This window comes from Kitasatospora sp. NPDC092039 (genome assembly GCF_044756065.1).
In the GTDB taxonomy this organism is placed as follows: Bacteria; Actinomycetota; Actinomycetes; order Streptomycetales; family Streptomycetaceae; genus Kitasatospora.
The window spans coordinates 316,406-333,571 of sequence record NZ_JBIVSD010000009.1; the positions used below are offsets into that span (position 1 = coordinate 316,406).

Here is a 17,166-nt window from a genome sequence, read left to right on the forward strand (position 1 = left end):
CGCGCCGGGAGAGCCGGGAACGCCGGTCACAGCAGGCCCCGGCGGGCCAGCAGCGGCCCGGTCTCCGGCGCCCGGCCGACGACCGCGCGGAACGACTCCAGCGGGTCCCGGCTGAACCCGCGCGCCAGCAGCTCGCGCCGGAACAGCTCGCCGCTCTCCCGCACGCCGAGGCCGTTCTCCTCGAACCACCGCACGGTGTCGGCGTCCAGCACCTCCGACCAGATGTACGCGTAGTACGCCGCGCTGTAGCCGCTGGCGAAGACGTGCTGGAAGTACGCCGTCCGGTAGCGCGGCGGGATCGCCTCCACCGCGATCCCGGCCGCGGCCAGCGCCCGCGCCTCGAACTCCTCGGCGTCCGCGATCCGCTCGCCCCGCGGCACCGTGTGCCACGCCCAGTCCAGCAGCGAGGCCGCCAGGTACTCCACCGTCCGGAAGCCCTGCCCGAAGCCCTCGGCCGCCGTCATCCGCTCGACCAGTCCGGCCGGCAGCGGCTCCCCGGTCACGTGGTGGCGGGCGTAGTTGGCCAGCACCTCCGGCCGGACCATCCACATCTCGTTGACCTGCGAGGGGAACTCGACGAAGTCCCGGGGCACCGAGGTGCCCGAGAACAGCGGGTAGCGCACGTCCGAGAACAGCCCGTGCAGCGCGTGCCCGAACTCGTGGAAGAGCGTGCGCACCTCGTCCCAGCCCATCAGCGCCGGCTCGCCGGGCGCCGGGCGCGGGATGTTGAGGTTGTTCAGCACCACCGGCCGCTTCCCGGTCAGCCCGGACTGGTCCACCAGCGTGTCCATCCAGGCACCGCCGCGCTTGGACGCCCGGGCGTGGAAGTCGCCGATGAACAGGCCCAGCGGGCTGCCGTCCTCCTCGAACACCTCGAAGACCCGCGCATCAGGGTGGTGGGCCGTCAGGTCCGGCCGCTCGGTGAAGGTCACCCCGTACGCCAGGTTCGCGGCGAAGAACACGCCGTCCCGCAGCACCCGCTCCAGCTCGAAGTACGGGCGCAGCACCGCCGCGTCCACCTGGTAGGAGCTCTGCCGGACCTTCTCCGAGTAGTACGCCCAGTCGTGCGCGGCGATCTCCCCGATCCCGTCGGCGGCGGCCGCCCGGGCCAGCTCCTCGGCCTCCCGGCGGGCCATCGCCACGGCCGGGCCGACCAGCCGGGACAGCAGCGCGAAGACCGCCTCGACGGTGCCGGCCGTCTCGTCGGCCACCACGTACGCGGCGTGGCTCGGGTACCCCAGCAGCTCGGCCCGCTCGGCCCGCAGCCCGACCATCCGGATCGCCAGCGGGCCGTTGACCTCGACGCCCCGGCCGAGCGAGGCGGCCAGCAGCCGCTCGCGCACCGAGCGGTCGGTCAGCTGGGCCAGCTCGGGCTGGGCGGAGGTGTTCCGCACGCTCAGCACGTACTTGCCCGGGTGGCCGAGCACCCGGGCGTTCTCCGCCGCCCCGGCGATCGCGCCCTCGGACAGCCCGGCCAGCTCCTCGGCGGAGTCCAGGACGAGCGCGGCGGCCCGGTTGTCGGCGTTCACGTTCTGCTGGAACGTGGTGCCGAGCGCGGCGAGTTCGGCGTTCAGCTCGCGCAGCCGGGCCTGCTCGGCCGCGCCCAGCCGGGCGCCGGAGCGCACGAAGGCGGTGTACCGGCGCTCCAGCAGGCGCAGCGACTCCGGGTCCAGGCCGAGCGCGGCGCGGTCCTCGTACAGCGCCTCGATCCGGGCGAACAGCGCGCGGTCCAGGTGGATCGCGTCGTGGTGGGCGGCGAGCAGCGGGCTCACCTTCGCCTCCACCTCGTCCAGCACGTCGGTGGTGTCCGAGGCGGACTGGTTGCGGAACACCGCGTCGACCCGGCGCAGCAGCTCCCCGGAACGCTCCAGGGCGACCAGGGTGTTCTCGAAGGTCGGCAGGCTCCGGTCCGCGGTGATCGCCGCGATCTCGACCAACTGCTCGGCCATCCCCCGCTCGTACGCGGGCAGGTAGTGCTCCTCGCGGATCTCGGCGAACGGCGGGAGCTCGTAGACCAGGGGGCTGGCCTGGAAGAACGGGTTCTCGGTCATTCCGCGACCCTACGCCGTGTCCTGCGCCCTGCCCACGTGCTTTTCCCGCCCGTCGCGGGCCCGCCCGCCGGTGCCGTCGCGGCCGCCTGCCGCCCGCCTGCCGCCCGTTGTCGTACCCACCCGTTAACGTCGACCCCGCGGACCCGTCGGTCACGGGCCGCGGCGCGCCCGCCCGCGCCCCGTACCGTACCCGCACGCCCCACCGCGCGCCGGAGAGGAGCAGCCCCCGTGGCACCCAGGACGGCCCTCGCACCCGATCCGCACGGCCCGGGCGGCCGGCTCCAGCCGCTGGACGACGCGGGCGCCCCGCTCGGCCCGCCGGAGGCGGTGCGCGACCTCGCCGCCGCCGTCGCCGCCCGGGAGGCCGCCGACCGCCCGCGCTGGGTCTGGGCCGCCGCCGACTCCGGGTACGCCCCGCTGCTGCCGCGCCTGCCCGACCGGCTCGCCCGCTGCCACGACCTGCGGCTGGTCGAGGCACTGCTGCTGGCGCACGAGGGCCGGTTCGGCGCGCCGCGTTCGCTCGGCGCCGCCTGGTCCCGGCTGCGCGGCCTGCCCGTCCCGGAGGACCTGCCGGAGCCGGGCCCGGCCGACGCGGACGACGGCCAGGACACCCTGTTCGCCCCCGACCGGCTGCAACTGCCGCCCGGCGCCGACCCGCTGGCGGCCGTGGTCGCCGTCCACGCCGAGCAGCAGCGCCGGATCGCCGCCATCGCCGACCCGGCCGCCCGGCAGCGGTTCCGGCTGCTGGCCGCCGCCGAGTCGGCCGGGGCCCTGGTGGCCGCCGAGACGGCGCACGACGGCCTGCCCTGGCGGGCCGACGTCCACGACCGGCTGCTCACCGAGCTGCTCGGCCCCCGCCCGGCCGTCCCCGGCACCCAGCCCAGGGTCCTCGCCGAACTCGCCGTCGACCTCCACCAGGCCCTCGGCGCCAAGCCGTTCAACCCCGACTCGCACACCCAGGTGCTGCGCGCCTTCGCCGAGGCGGGCGTCCAGCTCGGCTCCACCCGCTCCTGGGAGCTCAAGGGCGTCGACCACCCGGCCGCGCAGCTGCTGGTCCGCTACAAGGAGCTGTCCCGGATCCACGTCGCGCACGGCTGGGCCTGGCAGGACGCCTGGGCCCGCGGCGGCCGGTTCCGGCCCGAGTACGTGGTCGGCGGCGTGGTCTCCGGCCGCTGGGCCAGCCGCGGCGGCGGCGCCCTGCAGATCCCGCGCATCCTGCGCCGCGCCGTGGTCGCCGACCCGGGCTGGCTGCTGGTGGTCGCCGACGCCGCCCAGCTGGAGCCCCGGGTGCTCGCCGCGCTCTCCCAGGACGCCGGGCTGGCCCGCACCGCCGCCGGCGGCGACCTGTACGAGGCGCTCGCCGCCCACGCCTTCCAGGGCGACCGCGACAAGGCCAAGCTCGGCCTGCTCGGCGCCATGTACGGGCAGACCAGCGGCGACATCGGCCCGCTGCTGAACACCCTGCACCGCCGCTACCCGGCCGCGATGGGCTACGTGGAGGCCGCCGCCCGCACCGGCGAGGACGGCGGCGTGGTCGCCTCCCGGCTCGGCCGGGTCTGCCCGCCGGCCTCGGCCGACTTCCTCGACCTCACCGAGGGCGACACCGCGGGCGAGGCCGGCGGCCGCACCGCCCGGGCCCGCGGCCGCTTCACCCGCAACTTCGTCATCCAGGCCAGCGCCGCCGACTGGGCGCTGGCCCTGCTCGCCGCGCTGCGCCGCCGGCTGAACGAACTGCCGGCGGCCGGCCCGGCGGACCGTCCGCACCTGGTCTTCTTCCAGCACGACGAGGTGATCGTGCACACCCCGGCGAACCTCGCCGACGAGGTTGCCGCCGCCGTCGCCGAGGCGGGCGACGAGGCCCGCCGGCTGGTGTTCGGCGACACCCCGGTGCGCTTCCCGCTCAGCACGGCGGTGGTGGACTGCTACGCGGACGCCAAGTGAGCGGACGCCGGACGGTCAGAGTTTCCTGAACCCGCGCGCGTCCTCGGCCGCCGCGACCACCTCGGCCAGCCCGGCCCCGGTCGAGGCGGTGACGGCGGCGGCCACCGCGCCCTCCACGAACGGCGCGTCCACCAGTTTCACGCCCGGGCGCGGCTCGTCCTCCAGCACCGTGACGGCGGTGAGCACCGAGCTGCCGAGGTCCGGCAGCACGACCACGCCCGCCCCCGCGTCGGCCCGCGCGACCGCCCCGGCGATCAGCTCGTAGCTGGTGCCGAGCCCGCCGTCCTCGGTGCCGCCCGCGACGACCACCCGCACGCCGTCCGAGGCGAGTTCGCCGAGCAGCTCGCGCAGCCCCTCCGCGAGCCGGGCGCTGTGCGAGACCAGAACAATGCCCACGTTCCCACTCATGCGGCCGACCCTACGGCCGGAACCGACTGCTCCGGGAGAGTGACGGGCCCACCGCGTGTCGCACCCCGTGCCCGCCACCCCCGTCTGGCGTAGCGTCGGGTCAGCAGCGTCCGCCGCCGTAGAGGGAGCGAAGAGCGTTGAAGAAGCTGATCAACACCCCGGAGAGCGTCCTGGAGGACGCACTGGCCGGTGTCGCCGCCGCCCATCCGGAGCTGGCGGTGGACGTCCCCAACCGGGTGATCACCCGGGCCGTCCGCCCGGCCGCTCCCAAGGTCGCGCTGGTCTCCGGCGGCGGCTCCGGCCACGAGCCGCTGCACGGCGGCTTCGTCGGCCCCGGCATGCTCGACGCCGCCTGCCCCGGCGAGGTGTTCACCTCGCCCGTCCCGGACCAGATGCTGGCCGCCGCCAGGGCCGTGGAGAACGGCGCCGGCGTGGTCTTCGTCGTGAAGAACTACACCGGCGACGTGATGAACTTCGAGCTCGCCGCCGAACTCGCCGCCGAGGAGGGCCTGGAGGTCCGCACCGTCCTGGTCAACGACGACGTCGCGGTCGAGGACTCCACCTGGACGGCCGGACGCCGGGGCACCGGCGCGACCGTGCTGGTCGAGAAGACCGCCGGCGCGCTGGCCGAGCGCGGCGCCCCGCTGGACGAGGTGGCCGCCCTGGGCGAGCGGGTCAACGCCGCCTCCCGCTCCTTCGCCGTCGCGCTCACCGCGGCCACCGTCCCGGCCGCCGGCAAGCCCGGCTTCGACCTGCCCGAGGACGAGATCGAGGTAGGCGTCGGCATCCACGGCGAGCCCGGCCGCCGGCGCGAGAAGCTCCGACCGGCCCGCGAACTGGCCGCCGAGGTCGTCGAGACCATCCTGACCGACCACCACCTGACCCCGGGCGACGAGGTCATCGCCCTGCTCAACGGCCTCGGCGGGACCCCGCTGCTGGAGCTGTACGTGGTCTACGGCGAGGTCGCCGCCCGGCTCGCCGAGCGCGGCATCACGGTGGCCCGCAGCCTGGTCGGCAACTACGCCACCAGCCTCGACATGGCGGGCTTCTCGCTGACCCTCACCAAGGCCGACGCCCAGCTGGTGGAACTCTGGGACGCCCCGGCCGACACCCCCGCCCTCAAGCGGGCCTGAGGAGGAACCGCGATGGACTTCGACACCCCGCTGGCCGAGGCCTGGATCCGCGCGATCGCCGCGGCCGTCGAGAAGGAACACGCCCGGCTCACCGAGCTGGACTCCGCGATCGGCGACGGCGACCACGGCAGCAACCTCCGGCGCGGCTTCGCCGCCGCCCTGGCCGCGCTGGACGGCCTCCACCCGGACGGCCCCGGCGCCGTCCTCACCAGGACCGGCACCACGCTCATCTCCAAGGTCGGCGGCGCCTCCGGCCCGCTCTACGGCAAGGCCTTCCGCGCCATCGGCGCCGCCCTGCCCGGGCCGACCGCCCCCGCCGCCGTCGCCGAGGCCCTGTCAGCCGGACTGGACGCCGTCCGCCTCCTCGGCAAGGCCGAACCCGGCGACAAGACCATCGTGGACGCCTGGACCCCCGCCGTCGCCGCCTTCCGCGCCGCCGCCGCCGGCGGCGCGGACCTCCCCGCAGCAGCCGCAACGGCCGCCGACGCCGCCGAGCAGGGCGCCCGCGACACCATCCCGCTCCAGGCCCGCAAGGGCCGCGCCTCCTACCTCGGCGAACGCAGCACCGGCCACCAGGACCCCGGCGCCACCTCCACCGCCCTCCTCTTCCGCACCCTCGCCGACGTCACCACCACCTGAGCCCCCCACCCAGAAGGGACACCCCACCCCGGCGAGAGGAACGCCCCACCTCCCCCACCCAGCGAGAGGGACGCGCTGCGGAAGGGGCGGCGCAGGGGGTGGCCCGGAGAGGGGCGTTGCGGGTGATTTTCAGACTGCCACCGCTGCCCGGCATCGCACCCCCGAGGAGGGCAGTCTGAAAATCATCCAGCCCCCGGAGCGGCCCCCCCCGGAGCCGCCCCGCCCCCACCCTCCCGAGAGCCAAACCCCGACCAGCCCGCCCCGCAGGGCCACCTCACCCGTCCGTCCACGCGATCAGCAACAGCAACGCGTCGTCCCGCAGCTCCCCACCCGTGTGCTCCAGCAGATCCGCGTACACCCGCCCCACCGCCGCCTCCAACTCCCCCGCCGAGCGCGCGGCACCCCGCACCAGCGGCCCGACCCGCTCCGCCAGCGGGTAGAACTCCCCGCTCGTGCGGTGCCGCGCCTCGATCACCCCGTCCGTGCAGAGCACCAGCACGTCGTCCGCCCCGAACGGCTGCCCCCAGGTGGTCGGCTCCCCCGCCGCCAGCCGACCGAGCCCCAGCGGCACCCACGGGTCGGGCGCGTGCAGCACGTGCGCCCGGCCCTCGCCGTCCACCCGGATCGGCGGCACGTGCCCGTACTGCAGCAGCTCCATCGTCCCCGGCGTCCGGAACTCCGCGAACAGCGCCGTGGTGAACTCGCCGTCCGGCACGTGGCGTTCGACGCTGGCCTCGATCCGCGCCGCGACGCCCCGCAGCCCGGGCTCGTCGTACGCCGCCTCGCGGAACGCGCCGAGCACCACGGCCGCGGTCTGCACCGCCCCCAGCCCCTTGCCCCGGACGTCCCCGACCGCGACCCTGGTCCCGTGCGGCGTCTCCAGGACGGAGTACAGGTCGCCGCCGATCCGTGAGGCGTCCGCCGCCGACACGTACCGCACCGCGAGCCGCAGCGGCCCGACGGCCGGCCCCGGCAGCTGCAGCAGGGCCCGCTGGGCGGCCTCGGCGACGGAGCTGACGGCGGCGAAGGCCGCCGCGCGCCGCATCCGGATCTTGGCGACCCAGGCCGAGAACAGCGTCAGGACGACGTAGCTGATCATCGCCCCGTACAGGAAGCGGGCGTCGTTGATGTTGTCGACCTGGTCGTGGTGGCTGAGCCCGAACACCGCGAGCAACCCCAGCGAGCAGACCAGGAGCAGCTCGCCGGGTTTCAGGGTCAGCGCCGCGATGGTCGGCACCACGGTCATCAGCGGGGCCAGGTAGCGGTCCTTGCCGGAGAAGAAGTCCGCGAGCCCGACCAGCAGGACGGCGACCAGCGCCGGGGTGGCGCGCCACCAGAACGGCACGTCCTGGAGGTCGGCGGCGAGCAGCGCGCCGCGCTGCCGGTCCGGCGGCAGTCCGGCTGCCGTGGGAGCCGAGGGTGACTGGGCGCGGCGGAGCGGAAACACATACCGAACATAAGGGACGATCACGGCGGAGGCCCTATCGGCCCCGGCCCCGGAGGGCGGGGCGGTCGGCCCCGCCCTCCCGGGAATACCCTGCAGGGGTACGGTGTCGGAAGAGTCGTTGCCAGCACCGCACCCGGGCGAGCACCCGGGCCGCCCAGACCTCCCGGAGGCCTCCGATGTCCAGCACCATCACCTACACCGTGTCCGGCATGAGCTGCGGCCACTGCGAGAAGGCGATCAGCGAGGAGGTCTCCGCCCTGGCCGGGGTCACCGAGGTCGCCGCCGACGCCACGGCCGGTACCGTGACGATCTCCTCCGCCGCCCCGTTGGACGACGAGCAGGTGCGCGCCGCGATCGACGAGGCTGGCTACGAGCTGGTCGGCCGCAGCGCCTGAACCACCCCGGAGGGCGGGGGCCGCCACGGTGCCCCCGCCGTTCCGCCCGCACCGAGGAGCTGAACCGCATGAGCACGTCCGCGCCGGGCCTCGGGGCCCGCGACCGGGTCGAGCTGTCGATCGGCGGGATGACCTGCGCCTCCTGCGCGGCCCGGATCGAGAAGAAGCTCAACCGGATGGACGGCGTCGAGGCCACCGTCAACTTCGCCACCGAGAAGGCCCGGGTCGACTTCGGCCCCGGCACCACGGTCGAGGACCTGGTCGCCACCGTCGAGCGCACCGGCTACACCGCCGAGCTCCCCTCGCCCCCGGCCGCCCCCGAGCCCGAACGGTCCGCCCGGCCGGAGCATCCCGGCCCTCCCCCAGCCTCCGGCCGGGGGTACCCCCAACGCGACCGGCTGCTGATCAGCGCCGTCCTGAGCCTCCCGGTGGTCGTGCTGTCGATGGTCCCCGCCCTCCAGTTCACGAACTGGCAGTGGCTGGCCTTCGCCCTCACCGGCCCGGTCGTGGCGTACGGGGGGCTGCCCTTCCACCGCGCCGCCTGGACCAACCTGCGGCACGGCGCCGCCACCATGGACACCCTGGTCTCGCTCGGCACCCTGGCCGCCTTCGGCTGGTCCTGCTGGGCGCTCTTCCTGGGCCGCGCCGGCATGCCCGGGATGCGCCACGACTTCTCGCTGTCCGTCGGCGACACCGACGCCTCCGCCACGCTCTACCTGGAGACCGCCGCCGGTGTCACCGTGCTGATCCTGCTCGGCCGCTACCTGGAGGCCCGCTCCAGGCGCCGGGCCGGGGCCGCGCTGCACGCCCTGCTCGACCTCGGCGCCAAGGACGTCGCGGTCCTCCAGGAGGGCCGGGAGGTCCGGCTGCCGGTGGACCGGCTGGCGGTCGGCACCCGTTTCGTGGTCCGCCCCGGCGAGAAGATCGCCACCGACGGCGTGGTGGTCGAGGGCGCCTCCGCCGTGGACGCCTCGATGCTGACCGGTGAGTCCGTCCCGGTGGAGGTCACCGCCGGCGACGCCGTCACCGGCGCCACCGTCAACGCGGGCGGACGCCTGGTGGTCGAGGCCACCCGGGTCGGCGCCGACACCCGGCTGGCCCGGATGGCCGAGCTGGTCGAGGAGGCCCAGAACGGCAAGGCCGCCGCCCAGCGGCTGGCCGACCGGATCTCCGCCGTCTTCGTCCCGGCCGTCGTCCTGATCGCCCTGGCCACCCTGGTGGTCTGGCTGCTGGTCACCGACAGCCCCACCGAGGCCTTCACCGCCGCCGTCGCCGTGCTGATCATCGCCTGCCCGTGCGCGCTGGGCCTGGCCACCCCGACCGCGCTGATGGTCGGCACCGGCCGCGGCGCCCAGCTCGGCGTCCTGATCAAGGGCCCCGAGGTGCTGGAGACCACCCGGACGGTGGACACCGTCGTCCTGGACAAGACCGGCACCGTCACCACCGGCCGGATGACCCTGCTCGCCGTGCACACCGCCGAGGGCGTGGACGGGGCCGAGGCCCTTCGCCTGGCCGGCGCCGTCGAGCACGCCTCCGAGCACCCGATCGCCCGGGCGATCGCCGAGGCCGCCGCCGAGGCCGGCGCACTGCCCGCCGTCACGGACTTCCGCAGCGTGCCCGGACGGGGCGTGCAGGGGGTCGTCGCGGGCCGCACGGTCGTCGCCGGCCACCCGGCCCTGCTCGCCGACCGCGCGCAGCACCTGCCGCCCTCCCTGGCCCGCGCCGCGGCCACCGCAGAGGCGGCCGGCCGGACCGCGATCGCGGTCGGCTGGGACGGCGAGGCCCGGGCCGTGCTGGAGGTCGCCGACGCGGTCAGGCCGACCAGCGCCGAGGCCGTCGGCGAGCTGCGCGCCCTGGGCCTGACCCCGGTGCTGCTGACCGGCGACAACCGGGCGGTGGCCGAGGCGGTCGCCGCCGAGGTCGGCATCGCGCCGGAGCACGTGATCGCCGGGGTGCTCCCCGAGGACAAGGTCTCCACCGTCAAGCGGCTGCAGGCCGAGGGCAGGGTCGTGGCGATGGTCGGCGACGGCGTCAACGACGCGGCCGCGCTCGCCCAGGCCGATCTGGGCCTGGCGATGGGCACCGGCACCGACGCGGCGATCGAGGCCGGCGACCTCACCCTGGTCCGCGGCGACCTCCGGGCTGCCGCCGACGCCATCCGGCTCTCCCGCCGCACCCTGGCCACCATCAAGGGCAACCTGTTCTGGGCCTTCGGCTACAACGTGGCGGCGGTCCCGCTGGCCGCCGCCGGCCTGCTCAACCCGGTGATCGCGGGGGCCGCGATGGCCTTCTCCTCGGTCTTCGTGGTCACCAACAGCCTGCGGCTGCGCCGCTTCCGGCCCGCCTGACCCGGTACGCGCGAAGGCCCCGGACCGAGACCGGTCCGGGGCCTTCGCGCGTACCGGGGGCGCTCCGGGGTCTTCAACGCCCCAGCAGCTCCCCGCCGTTGCAGTGCAGGATCTCGCCGGTGATGAACCCGGCCTCGGGCGAGGCCAGGAACTGCACCGCCGCCGCGACCTCGCCGGTCTCGCCGATCCGCCCGAGCAGGGTGCGGGCGGCCCGGCGGGCGACCTCGGCCTCGTCCAGCCGCGGCCCGAAGAACTCGGTGCCCGCGACGGTACCCGGCGCGACGATGTTGGCGGTGATGCCCGAGGTGCCCAACTGGGCGGCCAGGAAGTGGTTCCAGGCGTGCAGCGAGGCCTTCGCCGCGCCGTACGAGCCGGCCCCGCGCAGGGCGGCGATGGAGCTGACGGTGACCACCCGGCCGGCGCCCGGAGTGAGCCGGTCGCGGACCGACTCGGTGAGCAGCACCACGGTCAGCACGTTGCGCTCGAAGTCCCCGCGCCAGCGCGCCAGCAGCGCGTGCGGCCCGCCGCCCACCACCGTCTCCCGGCTGCCGGCGTTGTTCACCAGGACGTCGATCCGCTCGGGGAGTTCGGCGAGCGCGGCCTCGACGGCGTCCGGGTCGGCGAGGTCGCACACCAGCGGGGTCACGTCCGGCCCGAGATCGGCCGCGGCCTTCTCCAGGACCTCCCGGCGGCGGCCCACGATCACCACGCGGTCGCCGGCCTCGACGAACCGCCGCGTGACCTCGTACCCGATTCCCGTGCCACCGCCGGTGACGACGACGTTCCTGGCCATCTGCGCACTCCCTCCCCAGTTCCGCCGTCGCGCGGCGAATGTGCGCGACGGTCCGTACCGGAATGCCACGATTCCTATCACGCTCGGTTGCCGTGACTGCGGGGAGGGTGACGTCCCACCGGAGTGAAGGTGTGATATGGGCGGGGTACGAGGCGCACACGGAGCGTGGCGAGAGGCAGCTCACACCCCCCGGGCGTAACTTCTCGCACCCTGATACGTCTTAGGTTGGTAGTGCGGCAGTTTTTCCGACGGGCGGGCACACACTGAACGGCAACGTGTCCCCGCGCCTCCGTCGGGCTGCCGCCGACGGGGCTCCGGCGGGCCCCGGGAACGGTCGTCGACCTCGACGGCCTTCGCGCACGACGCCGGGGTTCTGGCGGGCCTGGGACGCTTTGAGCGGCCGTCCCCGGCTGCGGCCGGCCCCGGAGTCGTGCGCCGTACGGTTCCGTCCCCCGCGCGGGCCCTCGGGCGCGCCACCGGGACGCGAAGGGGCCCGGCCGCTCAGCAGCGGTCGGGCCCCTCTCAGCTTCCGCGCGGGCCGGGGGCCGGCTCCGCTCCGGTCAGCGGGCGTCCAGCGGGACGTAGTCGCGGATCGCGGTGCCGGTGTAGATCTGGCGCGGACGGCCGATCCGGCTGGTCGGGTCGTTGATCATCTCGTGCCAGTGGGCGATCCAGCCCGGCAGCCGGCCGAGCGCGAACAGCACGGTGAACATGCTGGTCGGGAAGCCCATGGCGCGGTAGATCAGGCCGGTGTAGAAGTCCACGTTCGGGTACAGCTTGCGCGAGATGAAGAAGTCGTCCTTGAGGGCGTGCTCCTCCAGCTTGAGCGCGATGTCCAGCAGCTCGTCGCTCTTGCCGAGCTGGCCGAGGACCTCGTGCGCGAGCAGCTTGACCTGGGCGGCACGCGGGTCGAACGCCTTGTAGACCCGGTGGCCGAAGCCCATCAGCTTGACGCCGGCTTCCTTGTTCTTCACCTTCGTGATGAAGGAGTCGACGTCGCCGCCGTCCTTCTGGATGCTCTCCAGCATCTCCAGCACGGCCTGGTTGGCGCCGCCGTGCAGCGGGCCCCAGAGGGCCGAGATGCCGGCCGAGATCGAGGCGAACAGGTTGGCGTGGCTGGAGCCGACCAGGCGCACGGTGGAGGTCGAGCAGTTCTGCTCGTGGTCCGCGTGCAGGATGAGCAGCTTGTCCAGCGCGTTGACGACGACCGGGTTGAGCTCGTAGTCCTCGGCGGGGACGGCGAAGGTCATCCGCAGCAGGTTCTCGACGTAGCTGAGGTCGTTGCGCGGGTAGACGAAGGGCTGGCCCATCGCCTTCTTGTACGCGTAAGCGGCGATCGTCGGCAGCTTGGCGAGCAGGCGGACGGTCGACAGGTGGCGCTGGGCCGCGTCGAACGGGTTGTGGCTCTCCGGGTAGAACGTGGACAGCGCGCCGACGACCGAGGACAGCATCGCCATCGGGTGGGCGTCCCGCGGGAAGCCCTGGAAGAAGCGCTTGACGTCCTCGTGCAGCAGGGTGTGCTGGGTGATCTCGCGGTTGAACTCCGCCAGCTGGTCCGCGTTCGGCAGCTCGCCGTTGATCAGGAGGTACGCGGTCTCGATGAAGCCGCCATCGGAGGCGAGCTGCTCGATCGGGTAGCCGCGGTACCGCAGGATGCCGTTGTCACCGTCCACGAAGGTGATCGCGGACTTGTACGCGGCGGTGTTACCGAAGCCGTTGTCCAGGGTGACCAGGCCGGTCTGCGGGAGCAGCTTCGAGATGTCGAAGCCGGAGTTGCCCGCAGTGCTCTCGACGACGGGGTATTCGTACTCGCCGTCCTGGTACCGCAGTACTACCGAGTTGTCGCTCACGTCTTCCTCACCGACGAAATGAATCCTCTTCCAAGGTGCCCTGACTGTCTCCACCATCCCCCATCCGGAGGACAGCCGCGCACCCGGGGTGGCCCGAAAGGGCCCGCCCCTACAAAACCTGCCGCCGCAGCCGGTACGAACCGGACAAGATCGGCACCACCCTAGGCTCTGCCGTAAATCTCTTCACGTCAAGAGAACATTAGAGGCAACCATCCCGTTGGATAATCATCCAGCTGCCAGCCGGTAGTCGAGTGCGGTATGCCTGCGACCTGCGCTGACGGCCCGGACGGCCTGTCCGATCGCCTTCCGTGACCCCACCAGCACGACCAGTTTCCGAGCCCTGGTCACAGCGGTGTAGAGCAGGTTTCGTTGGAGCATCGTCCAAGCGGACATGGTGACCGGAATCACCACCACCGGGTACTCGCTGCCCTGCGAGCGGTGGATCGTCACCGCGTACGCGTGGGCCAGCTCGTCCAGCTCGTCGAAGTCGTACGCCACCTCCTCGTCCTCGTCGGTGAGCACCGTCAGCCGCTGGTCGTCCGCGCTGAGGGCGATCACCACTCCCACTGTGCCGTTGAAGACGCCGTTCCGCCCCTTGTCGTAGTTGTTGCGGACCTGGGTGACCTTGTCCCCCACCCGGAACGTCCGGCCGCCGAACCGGCGTTCGGCCAGCCCCTCCCGGGCCGGCGTGACCGCCGCCTGGAGCAGGGTGTTCAGCGTCCCCGCGCCGGCCGGCCCCCGGTGCATCGGCGCCAGCACCTGCACGTCCCGGCGCGGGTCGAAGCCGAACCTCTGCGGGATCCGGCGCGCCACCACGTCCACCGTCAGCCCGGCCGCCCGCTCCGCGTCGTCCTCGGCGAACAGGAAGAAGTCCGCCAGGCCCTCCGTCAGCGGCGGCCTGCCCTCGTTGATCCGGTGCGCGTTGGTCACCACGCCGGACTGCTGCGCCTGCCGGAAGATCCGGGTCAGCCGCACCGATGGGATCGGGCCGCCCTCGGCCAGCAGGTCCCGCAGCACCTCCCCGGCGCCCACCGACGGCAGCTGGTCCACGTCCCCCACGAACAGCAGGTGGGCGCCCGGCGGCACCGCCTTGACCAGCTTGTTCGCCAGGATCAGGTCCAGCATCGAGGCCTCGTCGACCACCACCAGGTCCGCGTCCAGCGGCCGGTCCCGGTCGTACGCGGCGTCCCCGCCCGGCTTCAGCTCCAGCAGCCGGTGCACCGTCGAGGCCTCCACCCTGGTCAGCTCCGCCAGCCGCTTCGCCGCCCGGCCGGTCGGTGCCGCCAGCACCACCTTCGCCCGCTTCGCCAGCGCCAGCGTCACGATCGACTTCACCGTGAACGACTTGCCGCAGCCCGGACCGCCCGTCAGCACCGCGACCTTCTCCGTCAACGCCAGCCGCACCGACTGCTCCTGCTCCGGCGCCAGCTCCGCGCCGGTCCGCTTCGCCAACCAGTCCAGCGCCACCGGCCAGTCCACGTCGCCGAACCACGGCATCCGGTCCGCGTCCGAACCCAGCAGCCGCAGCAGCTGGTTGGCCAGCGAGATCTCCGCCCGGTGGAACGGCACCAGGTACACCGCGGTGACCGGCTCGCCGCCCTCCCCCGGGACCGCCTCGCGCACCACCCCCTCGGTTGCCACCAGCTCCGCCAGGCAGTCAATCACCAGCCCGACGTCCACCTGGAGCAGCTTCACGCCGTCCGCGATCAGCCGCTCCTCCGGCAGGAAGCAGTGCCCCTGGTCGGTGCTCTGCGACAGCGCGTACTGCAGACCGGCCTTCACCCGCTCCGGACTGTCGTGCGGGATGCCCACCGCCTGGGCGATCCGGTCCGCCGTGAGGAAGCCGATGCCCCAGACGTCCGAGGCCAGCCGGTAGGGCTCGTTGCGCACCACCCCGATCGAGCCGTCGCCGTACTGCTTGTAGATTCGCACAGCCAGCGACGTGGACACCCCGACCCCCTGGAGGAAGACCATCACCTCCTTGATCGCCTTCTGCTCCTCCCATGCCGCCGCGATCTTCTTCGTCCGCTTCGGCCCCAGGCCCGGCACCTCGATCAGCCGGCCCGGCTCGTTCTCGATCACCTCCAGGGTGTCCACCCCGAAGCGCTCCACGATCCGCTCGGCGAACCGCGGTCCGATCCCCTTGATCAGCCCCGAGCCCAGGTACCGCTGGATCCCCTGGATCGTGGCGGGCAGCACCGTGGTGTAGTTCTCCACCGTGAACTGCCGCCCGTACTGCGGGTGCGAGCCCCACCGCCCGTGCAGCCGCAGCGACTCCCCGACCTGCGCCCCCAGCAGCGCGCCCACCACCGTCAGCAGGTCGTTCCCGCCCCGGCCGGTGTCCACCCGGGCCACCGTGTACCCGGTCTCCTCATTGGCGTAGGTGATCCGCTCCAGCACGCCCTCGACCTGCGCCAGCTGGCGCGGCACCTGCTGCCCGGACTGCGCCGCCTGCTTGCTCACCGGACCCCCTTCGACCGGTACGGGTGGATCGATTCCGCTACGCACCGTACCGCCCCGGCCCGACAGTCCCGCACCCTCCGGGCGCACAGCGCTGCCGTGCGCCTCCCCGGCCGGGGTGCCAGGCTGGGAGGGGACCGAGGGGGGCCCGCCGTCGACCGCGCCCGCCCGGGCCCCGTCCGAGGAGCAGTGCCGCCGTGCTCAACACCGACTTCCGCCCCGGCTCCCCCGTCTGGCTCGACCTGAGCAGCCCCGACACCCACGCCTCCGTCGACTTCTACACCGCGCTGTTCGGCTGGTCCTTCGATTCGGCCGGACCCGAAGCCGGCGGCTACGGCTTCTTCCAGCTCGACGGCCGGACGGTCGCCGCGCTCGGCCCGCTCGCCGAGGACGGCAGCCCTCCCGGCTGGACGCTCTACTTCGCCACCGAGGACGCCGACCGCACCACCGCCCTGGTCGAACAGGCCGGCGGCCGCGTCCGGTTCGCCCCCTTCGACGTCTTCACCGCCGGCCGGATGGCCGGCTACACGGACCCGACCGGCGCCGACTTCGCGGTCTGGCAGCCGCACGACACCCGCGGTCTGGACCTCGTCACCGAGGAGGGCAGCCTCTGCTGGGCCGAGTGCCACAGCATCGACGCCGCAGCCGCCAAGTCCTTCTACCGCGCCGTCTTCGACTGGCAGGAGCAGGACATCCCGCTCGACGAGGCGGTGTACACCGTCCTCACCCCGGCCGGAGGCGGCACCGGGGACGCCCACGGCGGCATCGTGCAACTCGGCCCCGACCAGACCGCGCGCGGCACCGGCTCGCACTGGCTCCCCTACTTCGAGGTCCCCAACACCGACGCCGGCCTCGCCATCGCCGCCACCCTCGGCGCGACCGTACGGGTCCCGGCCACCGACGTGCACGGCGTCGGCCGCCTCGCCCAGCTGGTCGACCCGCACGGCGCGGTCTTCGCCGTCATCAGCAGCGCCAAGCCCGGGGGCTGACGGGCCGTACGGGGCCCGTGGGGTCCCAGGGCCCTTCAGAAGGGCCGTGAAGGGGTGCTACGGGCGTAGACCGGGGTTGGTGGCGGTACGTACTGCTTCTACTCTCTGATCATGACTGAAACGGCTGTTCTGACCATCCGACGGGCCACCCCCGACGACCTTCCGGCGATCGTGGCCATGCTGGCCGACGACCCGCTGGGCGCCACCCGCGAGAGCCCCGACGACCTCACGCCCTACCGCACCGCCTTCGCCCGGATCGAGGGCGACCCGCACCAGCACCTGATCGTCGCCGACCGGGCCGGCCGCACCGTCGGCACCCTGCAGCTCACCGTCGTCCCCGGCCTCTCCCGGGCCGGCGCCACCCGCACGATCATCGAGGGCGTCCGCATCCACGCCGACGAACGCGGCAGCGGACTGGGCACCGAACTGATCGAGTGGGCCGTCGCACGCTCCCGCGAACTCGGCGCCGACCTCGTCCAGCTCACCTCCGACGCGACGCGTACGGACGCCCACCGCTTCTACGAGCGGCTCGGCTTCGCGGCCTCCCACGTCGGGTTCAAGCTCAAGCTCTGACACCGCCCCGGAAACGCGAAGAACCCCCATCCGGGGTCCCGGACGGGGGTTCTTCAGCAATGATTGTTCGGCGGCGTCCTACTCTCCCACAGGGTCCCCCCTGCAGTACCATCGGCGCTGTAAGGCTTAGCTTCCGGGT

13 protein-coding genes are annotated in these 17,166 nt (G+C 73.9%); 7 read left to right on the forward strand and 6 right to left on the reverse strand.

The window, feature by feature from the left end:
• Positions 1-26 precede the first annotated feature (26 nt).
• On the reverse strand, positions 27-2,051 hold the full coding sequence (locus tag ACIQI7_RS20190) for a M3 family metallopeptidase (RefSeq protein WP_401111667.1): 2,025 nt from the start codon (positions 2,049-2,051) through the stop codon (positions 27-29).
• A gap of 228 nt (positions 2,052-2,279) precedes the next feature.
• Here ACIQI7_RS20190 and ACIQI7_RS20195 point away from each other — a divergent pair, with 228 nt between their 5' ends.
• Positions 2,280-3,992 carry a bifunctional 3'-5' exonuclease/DNA polymerase gene (locus ACIQI7_RS20195; RefSeq protein WP_401111670.1) on the forward strand — a complete coding sequence of 571 codons (1,713 nt, stop codon included), beginning with the start codon at positions 2,280-2,282 and terminating at the stop codon, positions 3,990-3,992.
• A gap of 15 nt (positions 3,993-4,007) precedes the next feature.
• Here ACIQI7_RS20195 and dhaM read toward each other — a convergent pair whose 3' ends face one another.
• On the reverse strand, positions 4,008-4,400 hold the full coding sequence (gene dhaM, locus ACIQI7_RS20200) for a dihydroxyacetone kinase phosphoryl donor subunit DhaM (RefSeq protein WP_401111673.1): 393 nt from the start codon (positions 4,398-4,400) through the stop codon (positions 4,008-4,010).
• A gap of 137 nt (positions 4,401-4,537) precedes the next feature.
• Here dhaM and dhaK point away from each other — a divergent pair, with 137 nt between their 5' ends.
• Both dhaK and dhaL read left to right on the forward strand, forming a co-directional pair.
• Positions 4,538-5,533, forward strand: coding sequence for a dihydroxyacetone kinase subunit DhaK (gene dhaK, locus ACIQI7_RS20205; RefSeq protein ID WP_401111675.1), 996 nt, complete (start codon positions 4,538-4,540; stop codon positions 5,531-5,533).
• 12 nt (positions 5,534-5,545) lie between these two features.
• Positions 5,546-6,172, forward strand: a complete 627-nt coding sequence (gene dhaL / locus ACIQI7_RS20210) for a dihydroxyacetone kinase subunit DhaL (RefSeq protein WP_401111677.1) — start codon at positions 5,546-5,548, stop codon at positions 6,170-6,172.
• A 274-nt stretch (positions 6,173-6,446) separates the two neighbouring features.
• Here the strand turns inward: dhaL and ACIQI7_RS20215 are convergent, their stop codons facing one another.
• Positions 6,447-7,619, reverse strand: coding sequence for a PP2C family protein-serine/threonine phosphatase (locus ACIQI7_RS20215; RefSeq protein ID WP_401111680.1), 1,173 nt, complete (start codon positions 7,617-7,619; stop codon positions 6,447-6,449).
• 176 nt (positions 7,620-7,795) lie between these two features.
• Between ACIQI7_RS20215 and ACIQI7_RS20220 the strand changes: the two genes are divergently transcribed.
• On the forward strand, positions 7,796-8,014 hold the full coding sequence (locus tag ACIQI7_RS20220; protein WP_387757800.1) for a heavy-metal-associated domain-containing protein: 219 nt from the start codon (positions 7,796-7,798) through the stop codon (positions 8,012-8,014).
• A gap of 68 nt (positions 8,015-8,082) precedes the next feature.
• A complete protein-coding gene (locus ACIQI7_RS20225; protein WP_401111682.1) occupies positions 8,083-10,362 on the forward strand; it encodes a heavy metal translocating P-type ATPase in 2,280 nt (759 codons plus the stop codon).
• Positions 10,363-10,435: 73 nt separating this feature from the next.
• On the opposite strand, the gene ACIQI7_RS20230 is transcribed toward ACIQI7_RS20225, so the two are convergent.
• The 3 genes from ACIQI7_RS20230 to ACIQI7_RS20240 form a co-directional block, all read right to left on the reverse strand.
• Positions 10,436-11,155, reverse strand: coding sequence for an SDR family NAD(P)-dependent oxidoreductase (locus tag ACIQI7_RS20230; RefSeq protein WP_401111684.1), 720 nt, complete (start codon positions 11,153-11,155; stop codon positions 10,436-10,438).
• A gap of 560 nt (positions 11,156-11,715) precedes the next feature.
• Positions 11,716-13,005 (reverse strand): citrate synthase, encoded by a 1,290-nt coding sequence (locus ACIQI7_RS20235; RefSeq protein ID WP_401111687.1) that lies wholly within the window; start codon positions 13,003-13,005, stop codon positions 11,716-11,718.
• A gap of 225 nt (positions 13,006-13,230) precedes the next feature.
• A complete protein-coding gene (locus ACIQI7_RS20240; protein ID WP_401111690.1) occupies positions 13,231-15,468 on the reverse strand; it encodes an ATP-dependent RecD-like DNA helicase in 2,238 nt (745 codons plus the stop codon).
• Positions 15,469-15,662: 194 nt separating this feature from the next.
• On the opposite strand from ACIQI7_RS20240, the gene ACIQI7_RS20245 reads away from it, so the two are divergent.
• Both ACIQI7_RS20245 and ACIQI7_RS20250 read left to right on the forward strand, forming a co-directional pair.
• Positions 15,663-16,454, forward strand: coding sequence for a VOC family protein (locus ACIQI7_RS20245; protein ID WP_401111692.1), 792 nt, complete (start codon positions 15,663-15,665; stop codon positions 16,452-16,454).
• 111 nt (positions 16,455-16,565) lie between these two features.
• Positions 16,566-17,027, forward strand: a complete 462-nt coding sequence (locus ACIQI7_RS20250; RefSeq protein WP_401111695.1) for a GNAT family N-acetyltransferase — start codon at positions 16,566-16,568, stop codon at positions 17,025-17,027.
• Positions 17,028-17,166 lie beyond the last annotated feature (139 nt).